This window comes from Candidatus Pelagibacter sp. Uisw_136, assembly GCF_047720275.1.
GTDB lineage: Bacteria > Pseudomonadota > Alphaproteobacteria > Pelagibacterales > Pelagibacteraceae > Pelagibacter.
The window spans coordinates 1,367,609-1,394,121 of the sequence record NZ_CP159812.1; the positions used below are offsets into that span (position 1 = coordinate 1,367,609).

Annotated in this window: 27 protein-coding genes and 1 pseudogene; 15 read left to right on the plus strand and 13 right to left on the minus strand. The window is 30.3% G+C overall.

The genetic code is table 11. The features are described 5' to 3' along the window. The first annotated feature begins 2 nt into the window (after nt 1–2). From ABXT53_RS07355 to pnp, 9 genes are all read left to right on the plus strand, one after another. A complete protein-coding gene (locus ABXT53_RS07355; RefSeq protein ID WP_415290594.1) occupies nt 3–1,004 on the plus strand; it encodes a PhoH family protein in 1,002 nt (333 codons plus the stop codon). Then, nucleotides 997–1,458 carry an rRNA maturation RNase YbeY gene (gene ybeY, locus ABXT53_RS07360; RefSeq protein WP_415290595.1) on the plus strand — a complete coding sequence of 154 codons (462 nt, stop codon included), beginning with the start codon at nt 997–999 and terminating at the stop codon, nt 1,456–1,458. The genes ABXT53_RS07355 and ybeY overlap by 8 nt, the downstream gene beginning before the upstream one ends. 114 nt (nt 1,459–1,572) lie before the next feature. Next, nucleotides 1,573–3,003 carry an apolipoprotein N-acyltransferase gene (gene lnt / locus ABXT53_RS07365; RefSeq protein ID WP_415291317.1) on the plus strand — a complete coding sequence of 477 codons (1,431 nt, stop codon included), beginning with the start codon at nt 1,573–1,575 and terminating at the stop codon, nt 3,001–3,003. Further along, complete coding sequence (metK, locus tag ABXT53_RS07370) at nt 2,996–4,165, plus strand: methionine adenosyltransferase (protein WP_415290596.1); 1,170 nt, start codon at nt 2,996–2,998, stop codon at nt 4,163–4,165. The genes lnt and metK overlap by 8 nt, the downstream gene beginning before the upstream one ends. Nucleotides 4,166–4,263: 98 nt before the next feature. Further along, complete coding sequence (nusA, locus tag ABXT53_RS07375; RefSeq protein WP_415290597.1) at nt 4,264–5,817, plus strand: transcription termination factor NusA; 1,554 nt, start codon at nt 4,264–4,266, stop codon at nt 5,815–5,817. Nucleotides 5,818–5,827: 10 nt separating this feature from the next. Continuing rightward, a complete protein-coding gene (infB, locus tag ABXT53_RS07380) occupies nt 5,828–8,032 on the plus strand; it encodes a translation initiation factor IF-2 (protein WP_415290598.1) in 2,205 nt (734 codons plus the stop codon). Next, nucleotides 8,032–8,400: a 30S ribosome-binding factor RbfA gene (rbfA, locus tag ABXT53_RS07385; RefSeq protein ID WP_415290600.1), complete on the plus strand. Its 369-nt coding sequence runs from the start codon at nt 8,032–8,034 to the stop codon at nt 8,398–8,400. The genes infB and rbfA overlap by 1 nt, the downstream gene beginning before the upstream one ends. A gap of 13 nt (nt 8,401–8,413) precedes the next feature. After that, on the plus strand, nt 8,414–8,662 hold the full coding sequence (gene rpsO, locus ABXT53_RS07390) for a 30S ribosomal protein S15 (protein ID WP_415278299.1): 249 nt from the start codon (nt 8,414–8,416) through the stop codon (nt 8,660–8,662). Nucleotides 8,663–8,683: 21 nt separating this feature from the next. Beyond that, on the plus strand, nt 8,684–10,756 hold the full coding sequence (pnp, locus tag ABXT53_RS07395) for a polyribonucleotide nucleotidyltransferase (RefSeq protein WP_415290602.1): 2,073 nt from the start codon (nt 8,684–8,686) through the stop codon (nt 10,754–10,756). 52 nt (nt 10,757–10,808) lie between these two features. Here pnp and ABXT53_RS07400 read toward each other — a convergent pair whose 3' ends face one another. The 7 genes from ABXT53_RS07400 to fabA all read right to left on the minus strand — a co-directional run bounded on the left by ABXT53_RS07400 (nt 10,809) and on the right by fabA (nt 16,852). Next, nucleotides 10,809–11,447, minus strand: a complete 639-nt coding sequence (locus ABXT53_RS07400; protein WP_415290604.1) for a GNAT family N-acetyltransferase — start codon at nt 11,445–11,447, stop codon at nt 10,809–10,811. Nucleotides 11,448–11,541: 94 nt separating this feature from the next. Then, complete coding sequence (locus ABXT53_RS07405) at nt 11,542–12,267, minus strand: hypothetical protein (protein ID WP_415290606.1); 726 nt, start codon at nt 12,265–12,267, stop codon at nt 11,542–11,544. Continuing rightward, entirely contained in the window at nt 12,267–12,611 is a 345-nt protein-coding gene (locus ABXT53_RS07410; protein ID WP_415290607.1) for a hypothetical protein, read from the minus strand. Before ABXT53_RS07410 ends, ABXT53_RS07405 begins: the two co-directional genes overlap by 1 nt. A gap of 112 nt (nt 12,612–12,723) precedes the next feature. Beyond that, on the minus strand, nt 12,724–13,926 hold the full coding sequence (locus tag ABXT53_RS07415) for a hypothetical protein (RefSeq protein WP_415290608.1): 1,203 nt from the start codon (nt 13,924–13,926) through the stop codon (nt 12,724–12,726). A gap of 428 nt (nt 13,927–14,354) precedes the next feature. Further along, entirely contained in the window at nt 14,355–15,140 is a 786-nt protein-coding gene (locus ABXT53_RS07420) for an enoyl-ACP reductase (protein ID WP_415286458.1), read from the minus strand. Continuing rightward, a complete protein-coding gene (fabB, locus tag ABXT53_RS07425; RefSeq protein WP_415290610.1) occupies nt 15,141–16,352 on the minus strand; it encodes a beta-ketoacyl-ACP synthase I in 1,212 nt (403 codons plus the stop codon). Beyond that, nucleotides 16,352–16,852, minus strand: coding sequence for a bifunctional 3-hydroxydecanoyl-ACP dehydratase/trans-2-decenoyl-ACP isomerase (gene fabA, locus ABXT53_RS07430; RefSeq protein ID WP_415290611.1), 501 nt, complete (start codon nt 16,850–16,852; stop codon nt 16,352–16,354). Before fabA ends, fabB begins: the two co-directional genes overlap by 1 nt. 73 nt (nt 16,853–16,925) lie before the next feature. Between fabA and ABXT53_RS07435 the strand changes: the two genes are divergently transcribed. The 4 genes and pseudogenes from ABXT53_RS07435 (at nt 16,926) to ABXT53_RS07450 (ending at nt 19,861) form a co-directional block, all read left to right on the plus strand. Further along, nucleotides 16,926–17,354, plus strand: a complete 429-nt coding sequence (locus ABXT53_RS07435) for a Fur family transcriptional regulator (RefSeq protein WP_415290612.1) — start codon at nt 16,926–16,928, stop codon at nt 17,352–17,354. Nucleotides 17,355–17,458: 104 nt separating this feature from the next. Then, nucleotides 17,459–17,875: a rubrerythrin family protein gene (locus ABXT53_RS07440; RefSeq protein WP_271512302.1), complete on the plus strand. Its 417-nt coding sequence runs from the start codon at nt 17,459–17,461 to the stop codon at nt 17,873–17,875. Nucleotides 17,876–17,932: 57 nt separating this feature from the next. Next, nucleotides 17,933–19,265, plus strand: a pseudogene (locus ABXT53_RS07445) ((Fe-S)-binding protein). Between the two features lie 2 nt (nt 19,266–19,267). After that, nucleotides 19,268–19,861: a DUF3501 family protein gene (locus ABXT53_RS07450; RefSeq protein ID WP_415290614.1), complete on the plus strand. Its 594-nt coding sequence runs from the start codon at nt 19,268–19,270 to the stop codon at nt 19,859–19,861. On the opposite strand, the gene ABXT53_RS07455 is transcribed toward ABXT53_RS07450, so the two are convergent. From ABXT53_RS07455 to ubiE, 6 genes are read right to left on the minus strand one after another with little or no spacing between them, the layout of a single operon-like run. After that, a complete protein-coding gene (locus ABXT53_RS07455; RefSeq protein WP_415290616.1) occupies nt 19,854–20,303 on the minus strand; it encodes an SH3 domain-containing protein in 450 nt (149 codons plus the stop codon). The two genes, ABXT53_RS07450 and ABXT53_RS07455, sit on opposite strands and share 8 nt — an antisense overlap. Beyond that, nucleotides 20,300–21,055 (minus strand): HesA/MoeB/ThiF family protein, encoded by a 756-nt coding sequence (locus ABXT53_RS07460; RefSeq protein ID WP_415290617.1) that lies wholly within the window; start codon nt 21,053–21,055, stop codon nt 20,300–20,302. Before ABXT53_RS07460 ends, ABXT53_RS07455 begins: the two co-directional genes overlap by 4 nt. Then, the gene (dut, locus tag ABXT53_RS07465) at nt 21,052–21,489 is read right to left on the minus strand and encodes a dUTP diphosphatase (protein ID WP_415290619.1); all 438 of its coding nucleotides are present in this window, start codon (nt 21,487–21,489) and stop codon (nt 21,052–21,054) included. The genes ABXT53_RS07460 and dut overlap by 4 nt, the downstream gene beginning before the upstream one ends. Before the next feature lie 6 nt (nt 21,490–21,495). Beyond that, nucleotides 21,496–22,701: a bifunctional phosphopantothenoylcysteine decarboxylase/phosphopantothenate--cysteine ligase CoaBC gene (coaBC, locus tag ABXT53_RS07470; RefSeq protein ID WP_415290621.1), complete on the minus strand. Its 1,206-nt coding sequence runs from the start codon at nt 22,699–22,701 to the stop codon at nt 21,496–21,498. Between the two features lie 8 nt (nt 22,702–22,709). Continuing rightward, nucleotides 22,710–24,278, minus strand: a complete 1,569-nt coding sequence (ubiB, locus tag ABXT53_RS07475; RefSeq protein ID WP_415290623.1) for a 2-polyprenylphenol 6-hydroxylase — start codon at nt 24,276–24,278, stop codon at nt 22,710–22,712. Beyond that, nucleotides 24,278–24,982, minus strand: coding sequence for a bifunctional demethylmenaquinone methyltransferase/2-methoxy-6-polyprenyl-1,4-benzoquinol methylase UbiE (gene ubiE / locus ABXT53_RS07480; RefSeq protein WP_415290624.1), 705 nt, complete (start codon nt 24,980–24,982; stop codon nt 24,278–24,280). The genes ubiB and ubiE overlap by 1 nt, the downstream gene beginning before the upstream one ends. A 35-nt stretch (nt 24,983–25,017) precedes the next feature. Here ubiE and mutM point away from each other — a divergent pair, with 35 nt between their 5' ends. Both mutM and rpsT read left to right on the plus strand, forming a co-directional pair. Beyond that, nucleotides 25,018–25,881: a bifunctional DNA-formamidopyrimidine glycosylase/DNA-(apurinic or apyrimidinic site) lyase gene (gene mutM / locus ABXT53_RS07485; protein ID WP_415290626.1), complete on the plus strand. Its 864-nt coding sequence runs from the start codon at nt 25,018–25,020 to the stop codon at nt 25,879–25,881. A 50-nt stretch (nt 25,882–25,931) separates the two neighbouring features. Then, nucleotides 25,932–26,192, plus strand: a complete 261-nt coding sequence (gene rpsT / locus ABXT53_RS07490; protein WP_415286471.1) for a 30S ribosomal protein S20 — start codon at nt 25,932–25,934, stop codon at nt 26,190–26,192. Nucleotides 26,193–26,513: the final 321 nt, after the last annotated feature.

Genomic DNA, 26,513 nt, shown 5'->3' on the forward strand with positions numbered 1-26,513 from the left:
AATTGAATAATACAATTTCAAAAAAAATTAACTCAACATTAAAATTTGTATATTCTGATAATAATTCTTTAAGTGTTATCTTTTATGATAATGATTTATTAATGGGAGTTGTTGGTGAGTTTAATAAAAATTTAAAAGAACTCGAAGAAATTACTAACACAAATCTTTATTCAAGAGGAAATTCTATTTTGATAAAATCAACCCCAGAACAAAATGAGATAACGAAAAATGCTATTCAATTTCTTGCAAATCAATTTATTAATAATGGCAGTATTGAGAAAAAAGATATAATCTCATCTATAGATAAATTTATGATTGAAGAAAAAGTAAAAAATCAAAATGTTTCTGACATAATTAAAACACCAAAAAAATCTGTTATTCCTAGATCTGAAAAACAAAAAGAATATGTTAGAGCTTTAAGACAAAGTGATATTGTTATATCAGCAGGCCCTGCAGGAACAGGTAAAACCTTTTTAGCAGTAGCAGTTGGATTAACTTTGTTGCTTGATAAAAAAATTGAAAGAATTATTCTATCAAGACCTGCAGTAGAAGCTGGTGAAAGACTTGGTTTTTTACCAGGAGACATGAAGGAGAAAGTAGATCCTTATTTAAGACCTTTATACGATTCTCTCTATGATCTATTTGATTTTGAAAAAATACAGAGGATGATTGAAATTGGTGATATTGAAATAGCACCACTTGCATTTATGAGAGGAAGAACTTTAAAAAATTCTTTTGCAATTTTAGATGAAGCTCAAAATGCAACTGATACTCAAATTAAGATGTTTTTAACGCGTATTGGTGAGAATTCAAAAATTGTTATAAATGGCGATCCTTCTCAAATAGACTTACCAAATAAGAATATGTCTGGCTTAAGTAGATCTAAGAAATTACTTGGACACCTAAAAGAAATTTCAGTTGTAGATTTCGATCATTCAGATGTGGTGAGGCATCCTTTGGTATCTAAGATCGTAAAAGCTTATACTGATCAAGAAAATGATTAAAATTGATGTGGTTTCGGAGTGCTCTCTTTGGAGCAAAAAAATTAAGAAAAATAACACTTTTTTTAATTCCATCATAAAATTTTTTCCAAAAAAATATAAGTTTATAGGTAAAAAAATAAATTTAACAATTTTACTTTCAAATAACAAGAATATTAAAAAGTTAAATAAAGATTTTAGAAATAAAAATAAACCTACAGATGTGTTATCATTTCCATTTGAGAAAAAATTTAATCTAAAAAAATCAAACTATCTTGGCGATATAGTTATTAGCTATGAATTTATGAATAAACCAAAAAATATAAGTATTTTTGAGTTTAAACAAAAAGTTGTTAAAATTTTTATCCATGGATTTCTTCATTTATTAGGGCACGACCACATAAAATTGAAAGATTTTAAAAAAATGAGTAAAGAAGAAGATAAAATTTATAAATTTATTACAACAAAAGTTGTTTAACTTGCCTAAAAAAAAATTTTTAAACGCATTATATGTATTTTTTTTAGGTGCTATTAGCTCTTATAGCTTGCCACCTTATAATTATTTTATAATTAATTTTTTTACTTTTTCATTATTCTTTATTTTTCTTTTTACAGAAAAAAAAAAAATTCTAATAATAAATCTTTTTTTAAATATGGATGGTTTTTTGGTTTTGGCTATTTTTTATGTAGCTTATATTGGATCTCAATATCATTAACTTTTGATGAAAGTTTTGAATTTTTAATACCAATAGCTATAGTTTTGTTTCCTACTTTTCTGGCAATATTTTATGGATTAATAACTTATTTTTTTTCTATTTTTTATTCTAAAAACGTTATTAGTACATTTTTTATTTTTTCAATTTTATATGGCTCTGTTGAATTTATTAGAGGGTCCATTCTTACTGGTTTTCCATGGAATTTAATTGCTTTTAGTTTTTCAGAAAGTATTTATTTTATTCAAATTCTATCAGTAATTGGAACTTATTCTTTTAATTTGATCTGCATATCCTTGTTTACTGTGCCAGCTATATTTATCCTAAGAAAAACTAGAAAAGAAATTATTGTCTGTTTTTTCTTTATAATAATTTCTGTAGGTTTTTTAATTTTTGGGAATTTAAAGTATAATCAATTTAATAATTCAGCTGATATTAAAAATAATTTTACAATAAGAGCTGTATCACCCAATATTAGTTTGAATCGTTTTTTTTCAAAGCAGGATGAGTTAAAAATTATCAAGGAATTAATTTTGTTGAGCAACCCAGAAAAAAAAGAACCGATGGTATTTTTATGGCCTGAAGGAATTATTCCAGACAGTTATTTGAGAGATATGGATATATATCAAGAGTTATTTTCAAATAATTTTGGGAATGATGATTTAATTATTATGGGACTCAATAGTTTAGAGACTAAAAATAGCAAAGACTTACTTTTTAATTCAATGGCAGTTTTTAACAATAAATTAGATTTAATTCAAAGCTACAATAAGGTTAATCTAGTACCATTTGGTGAGTTTATTCCATTTGAAAGAGTTCTTGGTCTAGTAGGGTTTAAAACAATAACCAATGATTATCAGTCTTTTTCGAAAGGAAATAACCCAAGAGCATTCTCAATAAAAAATGATAAGATAGATCTAAAATTACTTCCCCTAATTTGTTATGAAATAATTTATTCAAATAGATTATTTAAAGACAAAAACTTTGATTATATAATTAATATTTCAGAGGATGGATGGTTTGGAAATTCTATCGGTCCAAAACAACATTTTGCACACAGTATCTTTAGATCAATTGAAAGTGGAAAATATGTAATTAGATCAGCAAACAATGGAATATCTGCTATTATTAATCCAACTGGTATTATAGAAAAAAAAGTTGAATTTGGTTCTACTGGTTACGTTGATTTTAACGAGAGTAAAGTTATTAATTCTACAGTCTATATGAATTATGGGGATAAGATATTTATTATACTCATTTTATTATATATTTTTTTAATTTTTTCATTTAAGAAAATAACACATGAGTGATTTAAAAAATTTTTTATTTACTAGCGAATCAGTTTCTGAAGGACATCCAGACAAGGTGTCAGATCGTATTTCTGACATGGTTGTGGATAGCTATCTTTCAGGTGATCCATTTTCAAGAGTGGCATGTGAAACTTTAACTACTACAAATAAAGTTGTTTTAGCTGGAGAAGTAAGAGGACCTAGTATTAAAGAAGAAGATCTTATTCAAAAGGTAAGAGAGTGCATAAAGGATATTGGGTATGATCAAGATGGTTTTACTTGGAGAGAAGCGACAGAAATAGAAAGTCACCTTCATGCTCAATCTACTGATATAGCCATGGGTGTAGATTCCTCAGGAAATAAAGATGAGGGGGCTGGAGACCAAGGAATAATGTTTGGTTATGCTTGTAACGAAACAGAAGAATTAATGCCTGCACCAATCCATTACTCTCATAAAATTTTAAGACTTATGGCAGAAGATAGAAAATCTGGAAAATTAAAAAATATTGAGCCAGATTCAAAAAGTCAAGTTACCTTTGAGTATATCGATGGAAAACCAACTAAAGTAAAATCAGTCGTTATATCTTCACAGCACTCAGCAGATGTAGATCAGGCCAAAGTTAGAGAATTGTTAAAACCATATTTAATAAAATCAATTCCAGAAAAATTTTTAAAAGATTTTAACGAAGATGAACTATATATAAACCCAACTGGAAATTTTGTAATTGGTGGTCCAGATGGGGATTGTGGTTTAACAGGTAGAAAAATTATTGTAGATACTTATGGTGGTGCAGCACCTCATGGAGGAGGAGCTTTTTCTGGTAAAGATCCAACTAAAGTGGATAGATCAGCTGCTTACGCAGCAAGATATATTGCTAAAAATATTGTTGCATCAAACATTGCTGAAAAATGTTTAATCCAACTAGCATATGCAATCGGAGTTTCGAAACCTTTATCAATTTATGTAGATTTATTTGATAATGATTTAGAAAAAAATAAATTTGTAACGGAAAAGATTTCAGAAAATTTTGATTTAAGCCCAAGAGGTATAAGAGAAATGCTAGGCTTGAATAAACCTATTTATGAAAAAACAGCAGCTTATGGTCACTTTGGAAGGGTGTCTGAAGCTAACGGTTCATTTTCATGGGAAAAAACAGATAAAAAAGATGTTTTTTCTAAATAGTTGCTATTGAATTAAAAAAAAATCTTTATATATTGCCCTTACATTATTGAAATTACAGAATGGGCTTTAGCCCATTTTTTTTTGGAGCTAATAAACTTATGTTAAATAGAAGATCAGATAAATTAGAATTATTAAGAATTGCCGAAGCAGTTGCTTTAGAAAAGTCTATAGATAAAGAATTAATTATTGATTCCATGGAAACTGGAATTGCAAAAGCTGCCAAATCAAAATTTGGACAGGACAATGAAATTAAAGTTTTAATAGACAGAGAAAGTGGAGATATTGGAATTTTCAGAAAATTAATTGTTGTAGAAAAACCAGAGAACACAAATACAGAAATTAATCTTCAAGATGCAATCATTTTAAATGAACTAAACAAAGATAAAAAAATTGGTGATGAAATTTTACAACCGCTTCCCTCTTTTGATTTTGGAAGAATAGCTGCACAAACAGCAAAACAAGTTATTAGCTTTAACGTAAGAGAAGCAGAGCGTGAAAGACAATACAATGATTTCATAGACAAAAAAGATTCAATTTTAAGTGGAATTGTTAAGCGTCTAGAGTTTGGAAATGTAATAGTTGATTTGGGTAGAACTGAAGCAATTATTCAAAAAAATGAAATGATCCCTAGAGAAAATATTAAAGCTGGAGACAGAGTTAAAGCATACTGTTATGATGTAAAAAGAGAAGCTAGAGGACAGCAAATATTTTTATCAAGAGCACATCCAAAATTTATGGAAAAATTATTTGTTCAAGAGGTTCCTGAAATCTATGATGGTTTAATTGAAATCAAATCATCAGCAAGAGATCCTGGGAGTAGAGCAAAAATCTGTGTTAAAGCAGTTGATACTTCATTAGATCCAGTAGGAGCTTGTGTTGGAATGAGAGGATCAAGAGTTCAAGCAGTAGTTAACGAATTACAAGGTGAAAAAATTGATATTGTCAATTGGTCTGAAGATCCAGCAATAGTGGTTTCAAATGCATTGTCACCGGCTGAAGTTCAAAGAGTAAACGTTGATAGTGTTGCAAAAAAATTAGATGTAATTTTAACAGAAGAAAACTTAAGTAAAGCAATCGGTCGTAGAGGTCAAAATGTTAGGTTGGCTACTAAATTATTAAATTATGAAATTAATATAATGACTGATGCAGAAGATTCAGAAAGAAGACAATCTGAGTTTAAAGAAAAAACTGAAAACTTTGTTAAAAATTTAGAGTTGGACGAAACATTAGGACAATTACTTGTTGCTGAAGGTTTTTCTTCGATTTCAGACATTAAAGATAGCTCACCAGAAAATTTAATGAAAATTGAAGGTATAGAGGAAGACACTGCTAAGGCTTTGATTGAAAGAGCAAAAGAGTTTTACCAAAAAGATCAAGAAGACATCACTCAAAGAATTAAAGATTTGGGACTTCAAGATGATCTTATAAATCACAAAGGACTAACGCCAGGAATGTTAGTTACTTTAGGAGAACAAAAGATTCTAAAGTTAGAAGATTTTGCAGACCTTGCCTCTGATGAATTAACAGGTGGTTATGATGTTGTGAAAGGTGAAAGAATTAAGATTCAAGGATACCTTGAAGATTTTGCTTTATCAAAAACAGAAGCGGATGAATTAATTATGTCTGCAAGAAACATAATCTACAAAGATTGAGTAATGAAATATGGAAAACAAAAAAACAAAATTAACACTTTCTGGCATAGCCAAGAAATCGATAGAGAATATAGAGTTAGCAAAAACTCAAAGTAAAAATTCTGTTGTAATTGAAAAAAAACCTAGCAAATTTGCACCTAGAGGTAACTTTACTAGACCTGCTAGTGTTAGGTCAAAACCAGCAGTAACCAGTGCGAGTAGCTTTCCCCCTAGAACTACATCAGCTCCTAAACCATCTTCTTCAATAACTAATGATTATGAAAAACGTAAGTTAGCTGAGCAAAGAGCAACTAGAAGACTTAAAGGGGATACAGGTAAACCTGAAACTAAAAAAAGAGAATTAAAATTAACAGTATCAAGAGCATTAAGTGATGAGATTGAAGCAAGATCAAGAAGTATGGCTTCGCTTAAAAGAGCAAAATTAAAAGAAAACAGAGAACTTACTAAAGAAGAAATTCAAGAAAGTTTGAAGCCTGTAAAAAGAGATGTGAATATTCCTGAAGCAATAACAGTGAGAGAACTGTCTAACAGAATGGCTGAGCAATCAAATAATGTAATTAAACATTTATTTGGAATGGGAGTAACAGTTACTATTAATCAAACATTAGCAGCAGACACAGCTGAATATTTAGTAAAAGAATTTGGTCATAACCCGATTAGAGAAACAAAAGCAGAAGAGATTATTCAAAAAATAAAAGATTCTAGATCTGAAAATTTAAAGAATAGACCACCGATCGTAACTGTGATGGGTCATGTGGATCATGGGAAGACTTCGGTATTAGATGTTTTAAGAAGTGCAAATGTTGTCTCGGGTGAATTTGGTGGAATAACACAACATATTGGTGCTTATCAAATACAACACGAATCTAATAAGCTAACCTTTATTGATACACCGGGTCATGCTGCATTTACAGAAATGAGAGCAAGAGGATCAAAACTAACTGACGTGGTAGTATTAGTAGTTGCTGCAGATGATGGAGTTAAACCTCAAACAATTGAATCTATAAAACACGCTAAAGCTGCGAACGTTCCAATAGTTGTAGCAATTAACAAGTGTGATTTACCAGAGGCAGACCCACAAAAAATAAAGAACCAACTTTTAGAATATGAACTTATTGCAGAAGATTTATCAGGAGATACTTTGATGGTTGAAATTTCTGCAAAAAATAAAAAGAATTTAGATAAGTTAGTAGAGTCGATTGTTCTACAAGCAGAAATCTTAGATTTAAAAACTGACTTTGAATCTAAAGCAACTGGAATTGTTTTAGAATCTAAAATTGATATTGGTAGAGGAGCGGTTGCAACAGTTGTGGTTACATCTGGAACAATTAAAAAAGGTGATTTCTTTGTTAGTGGATTAAAATGGGGAAAAGTAAGAGCTTTAATTAACGATAAAGGAGAAAGTGTTAATGAAGCACCACCATCAATGCCAGTTGAAATTCTTGGAATTAATGGAGCAGCCAAATCAGGAGATGATTTTATTGTCTTAGACTCAGAAAAAGAAGCCAAAACATTAAGTGAGACTAGAGCAGATGAAACCAAAACTGGTGGAAGCCCTCTAACTTTTGCAACTCAAGATTCAGCTTTTGCTGATAAGTCAGCTGCAGAATTAAATATTATCGTAAAATCAGACGTTCATGGATCTGCTGAAGCAATTAAAAGTGCGATTAATCAAATTACTCATGATGAAGTAAAACCTAAAATAATTTTATCTGATATCGGAATGGTAACAGAAACTGATGTAACTTTAGCAAAAGCATCTAATGCTACATTAATTGCATTTAATGTTAAGCCAAGCAAGGAAGCAAAAAAATTAGCAGATAATGAAAAAATTATAATATCTTCTTACAATATCATTTATGAAGTTTTAGATTATATCAAATTAAGAATGTCAGGACTTCTTGCTCCAGATGTTCAGGAAAAAATTATTGGTACAGCTCAAATTCTAGAAATTTTCAAAGTTTCAGGCACAGGAAAAGTTGCAGGTTCAAAAGTAACTGAGGGTGAAATAGCTAGCGGAGCAAGTGCTAGAGTAGTAAGAGATGGAGCAATTATTTATACTGGTAAAATAAGTACTATTTTTAGAGAAAAAGATCAGGCAAAACAAGTCAGTAACGGCCAAGAATGTGGAATAACACTTAAAGACTTTATCGATTTCCAGAAAAACGATACAATTGAGGCGTATAGTACGACTACGACAGAAAGAACAGTATAATGGTTGATAAAACAGGAAAACCCGTATCACAAAGACAATTACGTGTTGGAGAGATGATTAGGCAATCTTTAGGTATGATTTTCGCTAGAAATGAAGCTAAGGTGCCGAATTTAGAAACTAACACCATAACAGTTACAGAAGTGAAAATGAGTCAAGATCTTAAAATTGCAAAAGCGTATGTATTACCTCTAGGAGGAAAAGATACTGAAAAAGTTATTAAAAAACTAAGAGAATATTCTTTTTTAATTAGAAAAGTTTTATCTAAAAAAGTATTTATGAAATACATACCAAAGATACTTTTTGCTAAAGATGACTCTTTTGAATATGCAGAAAAAATAGAAAACTTAATAAAACAAACAAACAAATAGGAAAATAAATAGTATGACGAATAAAGCAGAAGAATTAAAAATGCACGAGAAGGACACTGGTTCTTCAGAAGTACAAATTGCATTATTAACAGGTAAAATTGAAACTCTTTCAGCGCACATTAAGCAATTCAAAAAAGATAAACACTCTTCGGTTGGATTGTTAAGAGCAGTAAATAGAAGAAAAAAATTGTTAGAATATTTAAAGAAAAATAAATTCGATTCTTACAAAAATGTATTAACACAATTAAATTTAAGAAAATAGATAGAAGGAAACGGAAAATAGATGTTCAAAGTATATAAGAAGGAAATTGAAGTAGCAGGTAAAAAGATAAGTTTAGAAACAGGTAAGGTAGCAAGACAAGCAGATGGAGCAATCATTGCTTCATGTGGTGAAACAGTTATTTTAGCAACAGTAGTAGGAGCAAAAAAAGTAAATCCAGATATGGATTATTTTCCTCTATCTGTAAATTACCAAGAAAAATATTATGCAGGTGGTAAAATTCCTGGTGGATATTTTAAAAGAGAAGCAAGACCAACTGAAAGTGAACAATTGATCTCAAGATTAATTGATAGACCAATCAGACCTTTGTTTCCAAGTGAATTTAAAAATGAAGTTCAGTTGTTACCAACAGTAATTTCATATGACAAAGACAATCAACCAGATATTTTAGCAATTACAGCTTCTTCAGCAGCGCTAGCTATTTCAGGAATGCCATTTATGGGTCCAGTGGGTGCTTCAAGAGTTGGTTTAGTTGATGGTAAATATATATTAAACCCATCAAAAGCTGAACTAGAAAACTCTACTTTAGATTTAGTTGTAGCAGGTACTAAAGATGCTGTGCTTATGGTTGAGTCTGAGACTAAAGGTTTAACAGAAGAAGTAATGTTAGATGCAGTTAAGTTTGGTCACGAAGGTTTTGTTCCAGTAATCAAAATGATTGAGGAACTTGCAAAAGAATGCAGAAAGCCAGAATGGACTGTTGAAAAGAAAGATTTATCGGAAGTTAAGAAAAAACTTGAAGAAAATTTTACAGCCGATTTAACTAAAGCTTTTGCAACAATAGACAAACAAGATAGATCAAATAAAATTTCAGAAATTTCTGATAAAGCAAAACAGCTTTTTGCAGAAGATGAAAATTACTCTGATTTTAATGTTAATGATGAATTAAAAAATCTTGAAAAGAAAATTGTTAGAACTGATATTCTTAAAAACAAAAAAAGAATAGATGGTAGAGGTTTGGCTGATGTAAGAGCTATTGAGTGTGAAGTTGGTGTTTTACCAAGAACTCACGGATCAGCTTTATTTACTAGAGGAGAAACACAAGCGATTGTTGTTACTACTTTAGGTACATCTGATGATGAACAAAGATTAGAAAGTCTAGATGGACAACATAGAGAAAGATTTATGCTTCATTATAACTTTCCTCCTTTCTCAGTTGGTGAAACTGGAAGAATTGGAACTGGAAGACGTGAAGTTGGCCATGGAAAATTAGCATGGAGAGCGATTAATTCTTCACTACCTTCAAAAGAAGAATTTCCATATACTTTCAGAATAGTGTCTGAGATTACAGAGTCTAACGGTTCTTCTTCAATGGCGAGTGTTTGTGGTGCATCTCTTGCACTTATGGATGCCGGAGTGCCAATTAAAGAACCAGTTGCAGGTATTGCAATGGGATTAATTAAAGAAGGTGATGACTTTAGTGTCTTGTCAGATATTTTAGGTGATGAAGATCATCTTGGAGATATGGACTTTAAAGTTGCTGGAACTAAAGATGGAATTACTTCACTTCAAATGGATATTAAAATTACAGGTATCACATTTGAAATCATGGAGCAGGCTTTAAAACAAGCTAAAGAAGGAAGAGTTCATATCTTAGGTGAAATGAATAAAGCTTTAAGCGAATCAAGAGCTGACGTTGGTGAACACACTCCAAAAATGGAACAAGTTACTGTAGATAAAAAAGATATCGCAGCCGTTATTGGAAAAGGTGGAGCAACAATTAGAGAGATTGTTGAAAAATCAGGTGCTAAAGTTGATGTGAATGATGAAGGTGTAGTAACTGTTGCTGCTCCAGACGAAGAATCTAGAAACATTGCTATGCAAATGATTAAGGACATCACAGCAAAAGCTGAAATGAATAAAATCTACACAGGTAAAGTAATGAAGATTATGGAATTTGGTGCTTTTGTTAACTTCTTAGGTAAACAAGATGGTCTTGTTCATATCTCAGAACTTGCTGCTAAGAGAGTAGAAAAAGTTACTGATGTTGTCAAAGAAGGTGACGAAGTAAAAGTTAAAGTGATTGGTTTCGATAGAGGTAAAGTTAAACTTTCTATGAAACAAGCTGCTGAATAATACTTTAAATTAAAATTTCAAACCCCTGGAATGAGAGTTCTGGGGGTTTTTTTTATTCAAAATATAATCCAGAAATGTCTGCAACCATATCAGTTTTCTTTTTATTAATTAATTTAAAACCACAATCAGTATAGAATTTAATTAATTGTTGTTCTGACTCTTTTTTATTTCTATCTTTAAATTCTTTTTTAGTTATTTTATTTTTTTGCAGGTCAAATCCAGAATTAAATTGAAGTGGAATAGCATTCAAAAAAGCAAAACATGCATTTCTTCTACAGTCATTTAAAAATGCTGAGATTAATAATTTACCGATACCTTTCCCTCTATACTCTTTATCCACTTCAAGCATATGGAGGTAAATGAAATTATTACTCATAGCCATTATATCTTCTTCATTATAATCAAATAATTTTCGAATTTTAGGAATGACCTTGTTGTACCTATGGTCAAAGTATGGACTAATACTATTTGTATCAGCACTAATGCTATCTAGAATATCATGCAATGTATTCTTTGAGTCACTGATATCAAAAAAATAACCACTAACTTGTCCAACAGAAAAATGCTCTTCTTTTTTTTCATCAAAAACTAAAGCCTTACCTTCAATAGAGTCGGATGAACTTTTATCAAAAAATGTAGCTTTACGATATTTAAAATCAATATATTCAACTAAATTATGTTCAAAAATCATATTAACAACCAAAGCTTACTATGTAATTTTTCATATTTAAACCGACTTATAATTATTTATTAGAGGGGTTTTTGACCCCTCTAAATAAGGCATCTTAGTTTTCAGATCTTTTACCACCTTGATGGTTATAAGGTGGGTAAGCACCATGAGCCTTCTTGTATTTCTCAAGGTGATAAGTTTCCCAATATTTACGCCTATCATCACTTTGTTCATTCATTATAGAATAATAAACAGTATGAATTGGAACACCTTCTGTCTTTTTCTCTTTGAGTCTTCTGGCTAAATTATTGGTTTCACCAATATTTTGTACATGACCATTATAGCAGATTTTATAGATTGCTTTATGTTCAGGAACATTTCCTAGATCTTCAATAGAATGCTCAAACTCTGGAGATAACGGAATAAAATAGTAGCCAGTTTTTTCACATTTTTGTAAAATAACTTTTCTACCAATTCTATCAAGCTGTAGAATAGCTTGTAGTCTAGGAATAGCCCTTAGTACAGAGCGTGTCCCAGAAATTGTTGCACCAGCTCGTCCATTATCTTTACCTTTTAAAATTAAAAAGTTTGATCTAGATGACTCTTGGTCATTATTTGGTCTTATATAAAGTCTCTCAGCTTCTTCAGCATCATCTATTAACGAAAGATAGCAATGTGAATGGTTAACAAGATCTAACTTGTCTACTGTACTAGCTGTTAGATACATCACATCACGTCTTATGGTAACACATGGATCTTTACTTATAAAACCAGATTGTTTTTCAATATCAATGAATTGTAATTCTTCACTTTTATTCATTAGATTTACATTGTTAGACATTAGTTCATCTCCTTTCTTTTTATTATGGTTGCTTTAAAATTAACTAGAACTTGTGGTTCCAGTTCAACTACGTCAGTTACATAGTCTACAAAGTTTCCTGTAAGCATAACTTCAGGAGTATCAACACGGATCATTCTTGAACAAACATCTCCATATTGATCAGCAATTTCATGAACTTCATCATAAAATTTCTGTAGTTGTATAGCTCTCCAGTGATGGTCTTGCTCCACCTTACGTTGGTTTGCTACTGCATGTTTAACAACAAGAATACTTCCATCCTCATTGGTTATTGTTTGTGCACCTACCTCTTCGATAGGCACACCTTTCTTTAGGTCAAAAGACATATTTGTCTCCTTTTAATTAAACGCTTTATTATTTGCTGATTGAAAGGTATAAAAACCCTTGATACACAATCATTCTGAGTGCTGCGTTGTTAAGCACCCCGAATTCTTTAAATTATTCTATCCCATCTTCTTTAATCATATCCACCATATTATCTGCATATCTACTCTCTTCTTCATTTCTCATATCTTCCTCTGCAGCTTGTTTAAACTCTTCATAATTTTCAAATTTATAATCTGGCTCATCATATTTTGAAGTAAACATAAAATCTTTTTTATTAATTGAATAAGGAACTGCAATATTAGCAGCAGTAATTTGATCTTTGATTAAATCAAATAATTCCCCAAGATCAACATTATTAAAAGAGCCAGCTCTCTGAACAAAAATATTTTTTTTATTTAATTTATTTTTCATTTCATCATAACTTGACCTAGGTTTAAAACTTAATTCTAAACCATCACCATTTGAACATGATGTAAAATTGTATATTAAATAATTTCTTCTTATAACTATTGGTTTTACAGTATAATTTCCATAGCCATCTGGGAATTCTGAATAAGGACTATGATCACCTATTTGGTCATCTCCATACTCTATATCAATATCTACCACAGGAGCATCCTTTAAAAGCCCAACATATAAACATATACCTCCTGTATTTTTTAAGCTATCAAGAGCTGTATTACCTGCTGCAGCTGTACTCAAAAATTCTAAGTCATCTGAAAAACTAATTTCATTTGTTTCTTTTTCACTGATATCTGAAACGTCACCCAAAGACTTCAGATGTAATTTTTCAATAATTTTAAATAATTCTTCTATACTATCTTTGACACTAAAATTAACGTTACAATTAAGAAAAGTTTTTCTGTAATTTGTAATATCACCAAAAATTTTTTGACCTTCATCTACATGCTTGAGAGAGCTCTGAATAATATCTGATAATTCTGACAAAGAGTTAATTTTGTATAAGTAAGTATTAAGTTCATTTGGATTATTAGTTTTAAGATCTTCGGTGATATCTTTTAATTGTACTTGTTTTGCAATTCCTTCACTATTTTTATAAATTTTAGTAAATAGCTCTGCCAAATGTTTAAAAAAATATGTGCTTACCTCTTCACCGCTTTCAATTGATGCATAAGTTCTATTACTTACCAAGCTAGCTTTCTCTTTAGTAATTTTATTAGATTTTTTATCTTTTTTGTTTTTCCATTCAAATAGCCCATGTTTAATGAAGTGTCCTTCTATCTTAGATTTCTTAATACCTAGAGCGCCTCTAATATCTTTAATAGCTGCTATATTTCCTTTGATTTTGTCCATATAAGCTTTTTATCATTTTAATATGTAAATGCACTGCAAATGTAATGCAAATCTATGCAAATAATAAGTTTTTTTTGTTAATATTTTGTGCTATTTTGAAAATTAAATGCAAATTAGTGCAAATTTAATTCTATATGTGTACCTAAAGGCTTATTTATTCATATAGTGTCCTTTATATCTAATAGTGCAAGTTTATTATCTCTAATAGTGGTACCTAATTAGCTTTTCCTCCAAGAGGGCAACCTAAATGAGATCCTTTGTGTGATTTCTATATTTTGAAGGTTTTTTTTAACTAAATTTAGCTAAAATTCAGGTTTTTGTTAATCTAATCTAATAGTGTAACTTTAGTCCAAGTTCTTATAATAATAGTGCAGGTTTATTATCTCTAATAGTGTCACTTTACTAAAAAATGCTGATTTTGTTGGTTTTTAGGTAATATTCTTAGGATCGGGCATCCCAACCTTGTTATATCCAGCATCCACGTAGTGAATTTCACCAGTAACACCAGCTGCAAGGTCGCTTAGTAGATATAAAGCTGAGTTTCCAACATCATGAATATCTACGTTCCTCTTTAAGAAAGAATGATCTGCATTCCATTTGTATAGGAATTTTGCATCACCAATAGCAGAAGCTGCTAAAGTTTTAATAGGTCCAGCACTTATTGCATTCACTCTCATACCTTTAGCTCCTAAATCTCTTGCAAGATATTTAACACTTGCTTCTAAAGCTGATTTACAAACACCCATCACATTATAATTTGGAATAGCCTTAGTAGATTCATAAGTTAAAGTTAATAAACTTCCACCCTCTTTCATTATTTTAGATGCTTCTTTTGCAACTTCGGTAAATGAAAAACATGAGATTAACATGCTTCTTAAAAAATTTTCTCTAGTTGTGTTTAAATATTCACCTGATAATTCTGATTTATCTGAAAATGCAACTGCATGAACAACAAAATCTATTTGCCCCCATTGTGATTTAATATCATCAAAAAGTTTTATAACTTCTTCTTTGTTTTCAACATCACAACTAAAAGTAGCTTTTGAATTTAATTTTTCAGCTAAAGGAATAACTCTTTTCTTTAGTGCATCACCAAGATAAGTGAATGCAAGTTCTGCTCCAGCTTCTGCTAATTTTTGTGAAATGCCCCAAGCGATAGATCTTTCATTGGCAACTCCCATGATCAATCCTCTTTTACCTTTCATTAAACTCATTTAAACCTTTTCAAAAATTAAAGTTGCATTTGTTCCACCAAAACCAAAGCTGTTAGACATTACAGAGTTTAATTTAACACCTGTTTCAGTCTTAGTTACGATTGGAAATTTTTTAGCTTCATCATCCATGTCATTAATGTTAGCTGATGCAGTAATGAAACTATTTTTCATCATGATTAAACTATAAATTGCTTCATGAACCGAAGCAGCACCTAGTGGGTGACCAGAAAGAGATTTAGTAGAACTAATTTTTGGTACCTCAGCACCAAATGCTTCTCCAACACCTCTAAGCTCTGTTATATCTCCAACTGGAGTTGATGTTCCATGAGTGTTTAAGTAGTCCATTTTATTTTTAGCTGTCGCTAAAGCCATCTTCATACATCTAACAGCGCCTTCACCTGATGGGGCTACCATATCGTACCCGTCAGAAGTCGCGCCATAGCCTGTTAATTCAGCATATATGTTTGCTCCTCTAGCTTTTGCATGTTCGTACTCCTCAAGCACTAAAACTCCACCACCACCTGCTATTACAAAGCCATCTCTAGTTTTATCATAAGCTCTAGAAGCGGTTTCAGGTGCATCATTGTATTTAGAAGACAAAGCAGTCATCGCATCAAACATTGCAGTCATAGCCCAGTGTAATTCTTCACTGCCGCCTGCAAATACAACATCTTGTTTACCCATTTGAATTAATTCACTTGCATGACCGATGCAGTGTCCGCTAGTTGCACATGCGGAACTCATCGTATAATTAACTCCTTTGATTTTAAAAGGTACAGCAAGAGTTGCTGAAGATGTACTAGCCATAGTTCTTGGAACAATAAATGGCCCCATTAATTTTGGTGTCTTAGCTCTAGTCTTATCAACAGACAAAACTACATTTTCTATTGAAGGGCCACCAGAACCCATAACTATTCCAGTTTTAAAATTACTCACATCCTTATCCTCTAATCCTGAATCCTTAATAGCTTCTTTCATTGCAATGTAATTATATGCAGATCCAGAGCCCATAAACCTGATAGTTTTTCTATCAACATGATCTTCAAGTTTAATATTTGGTTTGCCATGAATATGACTTCTTAAATTATGTTCTTTGTATTCTTCACTAAAAGATATTCCTGATTTTGAATTTAAAAGAGATTGATAAACTTCTTCTTGATTATTACCTAAACAAGAAACAACACCTAAACCTGTAACTACAACTCTTCTCATTATTTAAATAACCCCACTTTTAAACTTTCTGCTGAATATATTTTTTTGTCATCAGCAAATACTAAACCATTTGCAAGACCAACTGTTGTTCCACCTGGAGCCATAACTTTTTTCATATCAATTTCATATCTTACATTTTTAACATTTTGCAAAACTTCACCAGTGAATTTTACTGTACTCACTCCTAAAGCTCTCCCCTTACCTGGGTTACCAAGCCAGCCAAGATAAAAACCAACTAGTTGCCACATGGCATCTAAGCCAAGACAACCTGGCATAACAGGGTCTCCTTTAAAGTGACAATCAAAAAACCAAAGGTCTTCTTTGATATCAAGCTCTGCTTTTAAAGAGCCTTTACTAAAAGTACCATTGTCCTCGTTGATTTCTGTTATTCTATCAAACATGAGCATTGGTGGAAGTGGTAATTTTGCATTACCTTGGCCAAAAAGTTCGCCATTTCCGCAGCTTATTAGCTCATCGTATGTGAATGAGTTTTTTTTCATAAATTTCAGTCCCTTAATACTTGATTTATCATGATTATAATATAGAAATAGTTTAGAACTATTATAAACAGTAATGAACAATATAAGTATATACACAGAAAAACTGAGAGAATCTGGTTTAAGACCAACAAGACAGAGACTAAAAATTTGTGAAGTATTGTTCTCACCTGAAAAAACCTTTCACTTTACAATAAATGATTTGACTAAAATTATTGGGGATAAGCTGAGTGAAAAAATTTCTTTAGCAACAGTTTACAATACAATTCATGCATTTAAAAAAAAAGGATATTTAAAAGAAATTTCTATCAACTCAGATAAAAGTTATTTTGACACCAACGTAACAGAGCACCACCATTTTTTTGACGAAGACACAAATGAGTTAATTGATTGTAACAACGAAGATATTGATTCTGTAAATATAAAAAAAAATATCACAGGAAAAAAAATAAAATCAGTGGAAGTATTAATTAAAGTTGCAACTGATAATCAAACGCAAAAATAATTTAATAATTTCAATAATTTAACATTTACATTAAAACAATTCTAAACTGTTGACATATAGTTTAGAACGATTATATATACATCATAATCATTAAGGAGAAAAATATGTCATTAAAAGGAAGTAAAACAGAAGAAAACTTAAAAGATGCATTTGCAGGTGAGAGCCAAGCAAACAGACGTTATTTATATTTCGCTCAAAAAGCAGATATTGAAGGTTATAACGATGTAGCATCTGTATTTAGATCTACAGCTGAAGGTGAAACAGGTCATGCGCATGGACACCTTGAGTATCTTGAAGAAGTTGGAGACCCAGCTACAGGATTACCGATTGGTGAGACTAAAGCGAATTTAGCTTCAGCGGTACAAGGTGAAACACATGAATATACAGACATGTACCCTGGTATGGCAAAAACAGCTAGAGAAGAAGGCTTTTCAGAAATTGCTGATTGGTTTGAAACTTTAGCAAAAGCTGAAAAATCACACGCAGGTAAATTCCAAAAAACATTAGAATCTATTGCGTAAATAAGACTTAATTTATGGTGGGGTTCTTCCCCACCATTAAATCCTAAAATTTTAAATATGAGCAAAGAAGGCAGCATAGATGCACCCATTAGGCACCCAATAAATTTTGAGCATCCTGATTTTTTAGACCCCAAAAAATTAGATGACGAAATGAGAAGAGCATTCGACATCTGCCATGGATGTAGAAGATGCTTTAATTTATGCGAACTCGTTTCCAAAATTATTTGACATGATAGATGAGTCAGAAAATGAGGATGTAGAAAGTTTAAAAAGTGAACAGTTTGAACCTGTAGTAGACGCTTGTACTTTATGCGACATGTGTTTTATGACTAAGTGTCCTTATGTTCCACCGCATGATTTTGATTTAGACTTTCCTCATTTAATGTTGAGATATAGAACAGCTCAAAAAAAATTAAATAAATTGCCAGCAGTGCCTGCGCAACTAGCTCAAATTGATAGAAATGGAAAAATTGGTGTAACGCTATCATCATTAATAAACTGGGCATCAAACATTAAAAATACATTCTTTAGAAAAATATTAGAATTAGTTGCTGGAATTGATGTGAGAGTTAAACTTCCAACTTATAATTCAGAAACATTTACAAATTATTTTAAAAAAAATAATATTCCAACAAATAGTGAAGCTCCGTCTAAAGATAGAAAAGTTGTAATTTATTCAACATGCTTTGTTAATTTTAATAAAAAAGATACAGGTGTAGCTGCATTAAAAGTTTTAAAAAAAAATGGAGTAGAGGTTCAAGAAGCTTATCCGGGTTGTTGTGGAATGCCTTATCTTGAGCAAGCAGATTTACCAAAGGTTGTAGAGCAAGCCAAAAAAGTTTCCAAAGATTTATTGGAGTGGGTAGACAAGGGTTATCAAATTATTACTTTAACAGCCAGTTGTGGTCTAATGTTAAAATTTGAATGGCCTTTACTATTACCAAATGACGAAAACATTAAAAGACTTTCAAAAAGTGTTAGTGATATAGATGAATATATCGTTGATATAGCAAAAAACGAGGGCCTAGCAGAAGGTTTACAAGAAATTGATGGTGGAGTTACAGTTCACAACGCATGTCATGCAAGAGCACAAAACATGGGTATTAAATCTAGAGATATGTTGAAATTTATTCCTAATATAAAAATGGATGTTGTTGAAAGATGTGCTGGTCATGGGGGAACTTTTGGTGTGATGAAGGAAACTCACGATTTAGCTGTAAAAGTTGGAACACCAACAGCAAAACAGATTAAAAATAAAAATAACAAATACATGGCCTCAGATTGTCCATTGGCAGGTAAGCATTTAAAACAATTAGAAACAGACACAAATATTGCAAATGATGAGGCACTTCATCCTATCGAATTAATGGCAAAAAGTTATAGATTATAATTATGAGCAAAGAAAAAAGACAAATAGAAAAAGAAGATTTATTAACATCTGATGTTTATGCAAAAAGCAGAAAACAAATCAGAAAAGATTTAGTTGAGTTTAAAAAAGATAGAAGAATAGCACTTGGTCCTTATGCTACTTTTTATTTTGAAAGTTTTGAAACTATGGTTGCTCAAGTTCAAGAGATGCTTCACATTGAAAAAGGTGGAGATGAGCAATTAAAAGATGAGTTAATAGCCTATAACCCTTTAGTTCCAAACGGAAAAGAACTTACAGCTACACTAATGTTTGAAATTGATAATCCAATTTTAAGAGCTGCATTTTTAGGTAAAGTTGGAGGAATTGAAGAAAAAATATTCATGAAAATTAATGATGAAATTGTTAAGGCTGTTCCAGAAGAAGATGTTGATAGAACATCAGCAGAAGGAAAAGCTTCTTCAGTGCAGTTTATCCATTTTAAATTAAATGATGATCAAGTTTCTAAATTTAAGTTAGATAGTGCAACCATTGAACTTGGGATTGATCATAAAGAGTATACCCATACTACAAGACTAGCTGAAAATAGTGTTAAATCATTATGTGCTGATTTTATTTAATAGAACCCCAAACATTTTTAGTTTTGACCCAACCCGAATAATCATCAGTTTTTACATTACACCATATATTTTCACATTTTTTTAAAACTAATAACCTTCCTTTTTCTAGTTTGGCTATTGGTTTTGAAAAGTTAGATGGTTTTTTATACAAAATTTTGTCCTCTAAAATGATAATAGAGTTTGATTTTTTAACCTGAGAAACATGGATCCATCCACTATTATTTTTTAAGTCTACAATTCTTCTAAAATTTTCTTTTTGATCTATTTGTTTTATTGGTAAATTTATTTTTTTATAAATATATTTAATCTCTGAATCAAAACTTGGTCCATATCGAACATTTACTTTACTCTTTTTTAAAGAAAGAAACTTTTCTTCTGCTATTGAAAATTGGCTAAATAAAACTGATAGACACAAAACATAAATAACTATTTTTTTTATCATTTACAAAAACAGTTTTTTCTTTTTTTAAGTTTAACTTTCCTAAAATTTAATTGTAATAAGTCTAAGATAAAAATATATCCATCAAGACCCTTTCCAATACCAAGTATTTTCTTTAAAACTTCGTTTGCTTGTATAGTTCCAATTATACCAGCAACAGTACCAAGAATACCTTCAGACTCACAATTTAATAAATCATCTGAAATATCAGAGTCTTGAAAAAAACATCTTAAACATGGAATTTTTTTATTTTTAAAATTAAAAGTAAATACATGACCATCAAATTTACTTATAGCTCCAGTTACAAGTATCTTTTTAAATTTATAACAAAAATCATTTAATAAAAATTTTGTGGAAAAATTATCAGAGCCATCAACTATATAATCATAATCTTTTATAATTTTCTTAAAATTAGTTTTATTTAGTCTTATTTTGTAAATCTTAATTTTAATACTTGAGTTTATTTTTTTAATTTTAGCCCTTGCTACTTGAACTTTAAATTTGCCTATATCACTGCTGTTATAAAGACTTTGTCTGTGTAGATTGGATAAACTAACTTTATCATCATCAACTATTCCTATCAAACCAACACCAGCTCTTGCAAGAAATTCAGCAACAGGAGACCCTAAACCACCCATTCCAACAATTAAAACCTTTGCAGATATAATTTTTTTTTGCCCTATAGTACCAATATCCTTTAGTACTATTTGTCTTGAATATCTCTCTATTGATGCTTTTCTTAATTGGTTATTCATTTACCAGTTGAGCCAAATCCACCATCACCTCGTAATGTATCAGGCAAATTATCTGTTTCTTCAAGCTCCATCTTAATTACAGGCATTAAGATCATTTGTGCTATTCTATCTTTACTATTGATAAGGAAATCTTCTTTACCATGATTAAAAAGTATAACTTTAATTTCTCCTCTATAATCACTATCAATTGTTCCTGGGGTATTTAAAACTGTAATACTCTTTTTAGCAGCCAAACCAGATCGAGGACGAATTTGTACTTCATATTCCTCTGAAAATGCTATTGAAAGGCCTGTAGGAACTAAATATGAGCTATTAGGGGCTATTCTGATAGGCTCCTCGATAAAAGCCATCAAATCCATACCTGAAGCACCATCTGTTTTGTAAGCAGGTAATTCTACTTTAGGATTTAATTTTTTGATTAATACTTTAGCCACTGAATTTTAATTTAATTTTTTAATAACTCTATCTACTATTTCATCAGAAATTTCAGATTTACTTTTTATTGAAAGTTTTTCATCATTCATATTTTTTTCTCTGTAATAAATTGAAACTTCATTAAAATTAGAGTCAAATCCAATTGCTTTATTGGAAACATCATTTGCTATTACCCAATCACAATTTTTTTCTTCTAATTTTTTTTTTGCATTTTCTTCCACATTATTAGTTTCTGCAGCAAATCCAATTACCAACTTCGGCCTTAGAGAATTATGCTTTGATACATAATTTAAAATATCAATATTTTTTTCTAGTTCTAAGTGTAATTTTTCCTGTTTTTTTATTTTACTATTATTTATTTCTTTAACCTTAAAGTCAGCAACAGCTGCTGAAAAAATTGCTACATCAGCTGGTAGATTATCTTGTGTAGCTTTAAGCATCTCATCTGCAGTATCTACTTTAATTAAGTTTATATTGTTGCCCACCTCTAAATTTGTAGGTCCAGAAATTAAAGTAGTTTGAAAACCTTTTTTAGCGAATGCTTTTGCTAAGGCATGGCCTTGTTTCCCAGAAGACTTATTTGTTATAAATCTTACAGGATCAATATACTCATTAGTTGGTCCAGCCGTTACTAAGGCTTTTAGTTTATAATTCTTATTTAATTCACTAAAGTATGAATTAATTTCTTGAACAATATTATCTGGTTCAGTCATTTTCCCTTCACCAAATTCTCCACAGGCCATATCACCAACCTCAGGACCTATAATTTTATAACCAAATGATTTTAGTTTTTTAAGATTTTCTTTAGTTGATGGGTGTTCCCACATTCTAACATTCATAGCTGGTGTTAAAAAAATATCTTTATCAGAAGCTAAAATTACAGTTGAAGCCAGATCTTCAGAAGACCCTGCACTCAATTTTGAAATTGTATTAGCTGTAGCTGGAGCCACAACAATTAAGTCTGCCCATCTAGATAGTGAAATATGATCCATTTCAGCCTCATTTTCAGGGTTAAATAAATCTTCATAAACTTTTTCTTGAGATAGTGAGGCAACAGATAAAGGAGTTACAAATTCTTTGGCACTTTTAGTAAGAATAGTTTTAACTTTTGCACCTAATTTTTTTAAAGATCTAATTAGCTCCAAACTTTTATAAGCAGATATGCCACCACATATTATTAAAAGTATTTTTCTTTCAGATAAATTATTCATTGTGCGAATTAAAATACTACTAGACCAAAAATTACAAGCAGTAATAAACCAACAATAGACTGATTTCTAAAGGCAGTCATTTCAGATCTCTTTTCATTTAAGGCGGTAAATGAATTTGAATTTTGGGGGATCTGTCCACTTGCTAAAAATGATAAAGCTTGATTGGCTTTATCCATAATCTCTGGAAAATCAGGCAATCTTTTAATTACTTCAGTGGTAGTTTTTAAACTTTCATTTAAGGTATTGATTGGATCTTTTGTTTCTCTTAACCAATTTTCTAAAACTGGTTTTGAAGTCTCCCATATATTGGTATTAGGGTTAAGTTTTCTGGCTACCCCCTCAACAACTACCATTGTTTTTTGTAACATCAATAATTGTGGTTGAGTTTGCATATTAAATTTTTCAGTAACTTCAAAAAGTTGTTTTAATAATTTCCCCCCAGAAATATCTTTTACGGATTGGCCAAAGATTGGTTCACCAATCGATCTTAATGCTTGTGCTAAATCATTAACAGGCACATCTTTAGGAACTAGACCAGCAACCAAATGTACTTCAGCAACTTTTTTGTAGTCTCTTTGAATAAATCCAAATAAAATTTCAGCTAAAAATCTTTTACTAAGACTATCCAATCTTCCCATTATACCAAAATCTATAGGAACAATTTGTCCACTATTATCAATAAATATATTTCCCTGATGCATATCAGCATGAAAAAAACCGTCTCTAACAGCATGTCTTAAAAAATGTTGAATAACATCAGAGGCTATTCTCTTAGTGTCTATGTTTCTTTTTTGTAAATCTTCTGTTTCACGAATAGAAACACCATCAACCCAATCAAGTGTCATCACATTTTCGCTTGTAAAATTCCAATAAATAGCAGGAACTCTAAAACCTGCATCATTCTTTGTATTTTCAGCATATTCATTTGCAGCTGCTGCCTCAAATCTTAAATCCATTTCTAAATTAGTTATTTCTTTAAGAAGAAAAACAACTTCTACCAATTTTAATCTTTTTGTTTTTTTTATAAATGACTCAATCATAAAAGCAAAAAGCATCAAGGCATCTATTTCTTCATTAAATACTTTTTTAATATCTGGTCTCAAAATTTTAATAGCAACATCTTTTATAGTTCCATTATCATTTATTTTTGCCTTATGAACCTGCGCTATTGAAGCTGCTGCAACTGGCTCACTTAAATCAATGATTGAGTTGAAGGTATCATCTCCTAGGTCTTTTTTAATTATTGCTTTGGCTTCAGATAAGGTAAATGCTGGCAATCTATCTTGTAAGCCCTCTAACTGTTTTGCTAAATCATCTCCAATAATATCAGGTCTAGTAACTAGAAATTGTCCTAATTTAATAAATGTAGTTCCCATTGATTGTAGGGATTTAGAAAGTCTTGCTCCTTCATTTTCATTTAAATTAGTTTTGTTAGGAGCAGAAAAAGAAAATGAAAGTATTTGAAAGATAATCTTGATTCCCAACGGTGGTTTTTTAAACTTAGAAAGAATAGCTAATATGTCAGAACGAGCTAATTTTCTTCCCAATCTAAATAAAATAAATATTTTTTTTAACATTAGATTTTCCAACCTGAATGAATAGCTACAATTCCACCTGATAAATTTCTATAACTACATTTAATAAATTTATTTTTATTCATTAAATCGATTAACTCTTCTTGATTAATAAATTCTTCAATGCTTTTAATTAGATATTCATAAGGTTCTTTTTGTCCAGCAATAGCTTTTCCAATCAAAGGAATAAGTTTAGAATAATTTTTATATATAAAGTCCAAATTAGAATTTTGAATTTTAGAAAATTCTAAACATAGATAACGACCTCCTGGTTTTAAAACTCTATAAGCCTCTGATAGGGCTTTATTTAGGTCTTTAGTATTTCTTAGCCCAAAACTAATTGTGTAGTAATCACAAGAATTATCTTTAATAGGCAATTTTTCAGCTGGAGCTATTATCCAATTTATATTTTTATAAGTACTTAACTTTTCTTTGCCTTTACCAACCATTCCCTTATTTGGATCCACACAAAATATTTCTCCATTTTTATCAGTTGCATCTAAAAAAAGTTTACCAAGATCTCCAGTACCGCAGGCGACATCAATTAAAGTTTTATTATTTGAAGGGTTCATCCAACTTAATAGATCTTTTTTCCAAACCCTATGAACTCCTAACGACATAAAGTCATTCATTAAATCATATTTGTCATAGACATCATCAAAGACACTTTGGACAAGGCCCTTTTTATTTTGGAGATATTGTTGCATATTAAATTTATTATTTATTGATAATATAGTCTCAAATGCCAGAATTACCAGAAGTAGAAATAGTCAAACAATCGTTATCTAAAAAAATAGAGCGTAAAAAAATCAAAAAAATAATAATTACGAATAGAAACTTAAGGTTTAAAATTCCTCTAAAATTTGAAGAATTATTAAAAAATAAAATTATCAAAAAAGTAACTAGATTTTCAAAGTATTTAATCTTGAATTTTTACGATGAATCTTTTTGTTTAATTCATTTGGGGATGTCTGGAACTGTTCATTTAATAAAAAAAAATAACATTAGTAAGTTTACCAATACTAGTTTTTATAACTCACCACGCCTCCCAAAGAAACATAACCATGTAGAAATTTATTTTGAAGGTTTAAAAGTTATATATAACGATCCTAGAAGATTTGGTTTTTTTAAGTTTATAGAAAATAAGAAGGAACTTGAAAAAAGATTTAGTCACCTGGGACCAGAACCTTTTTTTAAAACTTTCAACTTAGAATATTTAATTGGTTATTTCACAAATAAAAAGAAGGATATAAAAAGTTTCTTATTAGATCAAAAATTTGTATCAGGAATTGGAAATATTTATGCAAGTGAAATTTTATTTTTGTGCAAAATTAATCCAACTATCTATGCATCAAAGTTATCCAAACAAGATTGTAAAAAAATTATTACTTATTCAAAAAGTATACTTAATAGAGCTATTAAAAAAGGTGGGTCAAGTATCCGTGATTTTAAGAATATTTCTGGTGAAAACGGTAATTTTCAAAAAGAATTTAAAGTTTATCAAAGAGAAAATTTAAATTGTCTAAGAAACAAATGTACTGGCAAAATAAAGAAAATATTTATATCCAATAGATCCACTTTCTTTTGTAATACCTGCCAAAAATAAGCAATTATTCTATTGACCAGTATAAATTCTCCAGCTATACCACTGCGCTTATGGCAAACACAAAATCAGCAATTAAAAGAATTAGAAAAATTGCTACGCAAACACTAGTTAATAAGGCTCGTAAGAGCAAATATAGGAATGCTATAAAAAAAATGAACCTTCTTCTTGAAGAAAAGAAAAAAGATGAAGCTCTAAAATTCTTGCCAAAGTTGAATTCTGAATTAATGAAAGTTGCAAAAACTGGAATTATAAAGAAAGCAAATGCCTCAAGAAATATTTCAAGAATAACAAAGAAAATTTCAGCTCTATAGTTGATTATATAAAGAGATTTTAAATTTCAACTAACAGTATCCACACCATACAAGAAATTCTATTTCTAGATTAACTACATATAGATTTAGTAAAATAATAAGAAATATAATTTATAAATCATACACTCATAGATTTTAAATTTGTAAAACTTAATGGTTAAATTAATTGTTCAATTAAATAACACTGTGGCAAAAATAATTTCTAAGAGCGAAAACAAACCACTTCGTTATTGTAATATTATAGCAACATTTAAAAAGTAATTATTCCCGTTAGGAATGATTCACCTATAGATTTTATTTATTTTTATTTTTACTAAATTA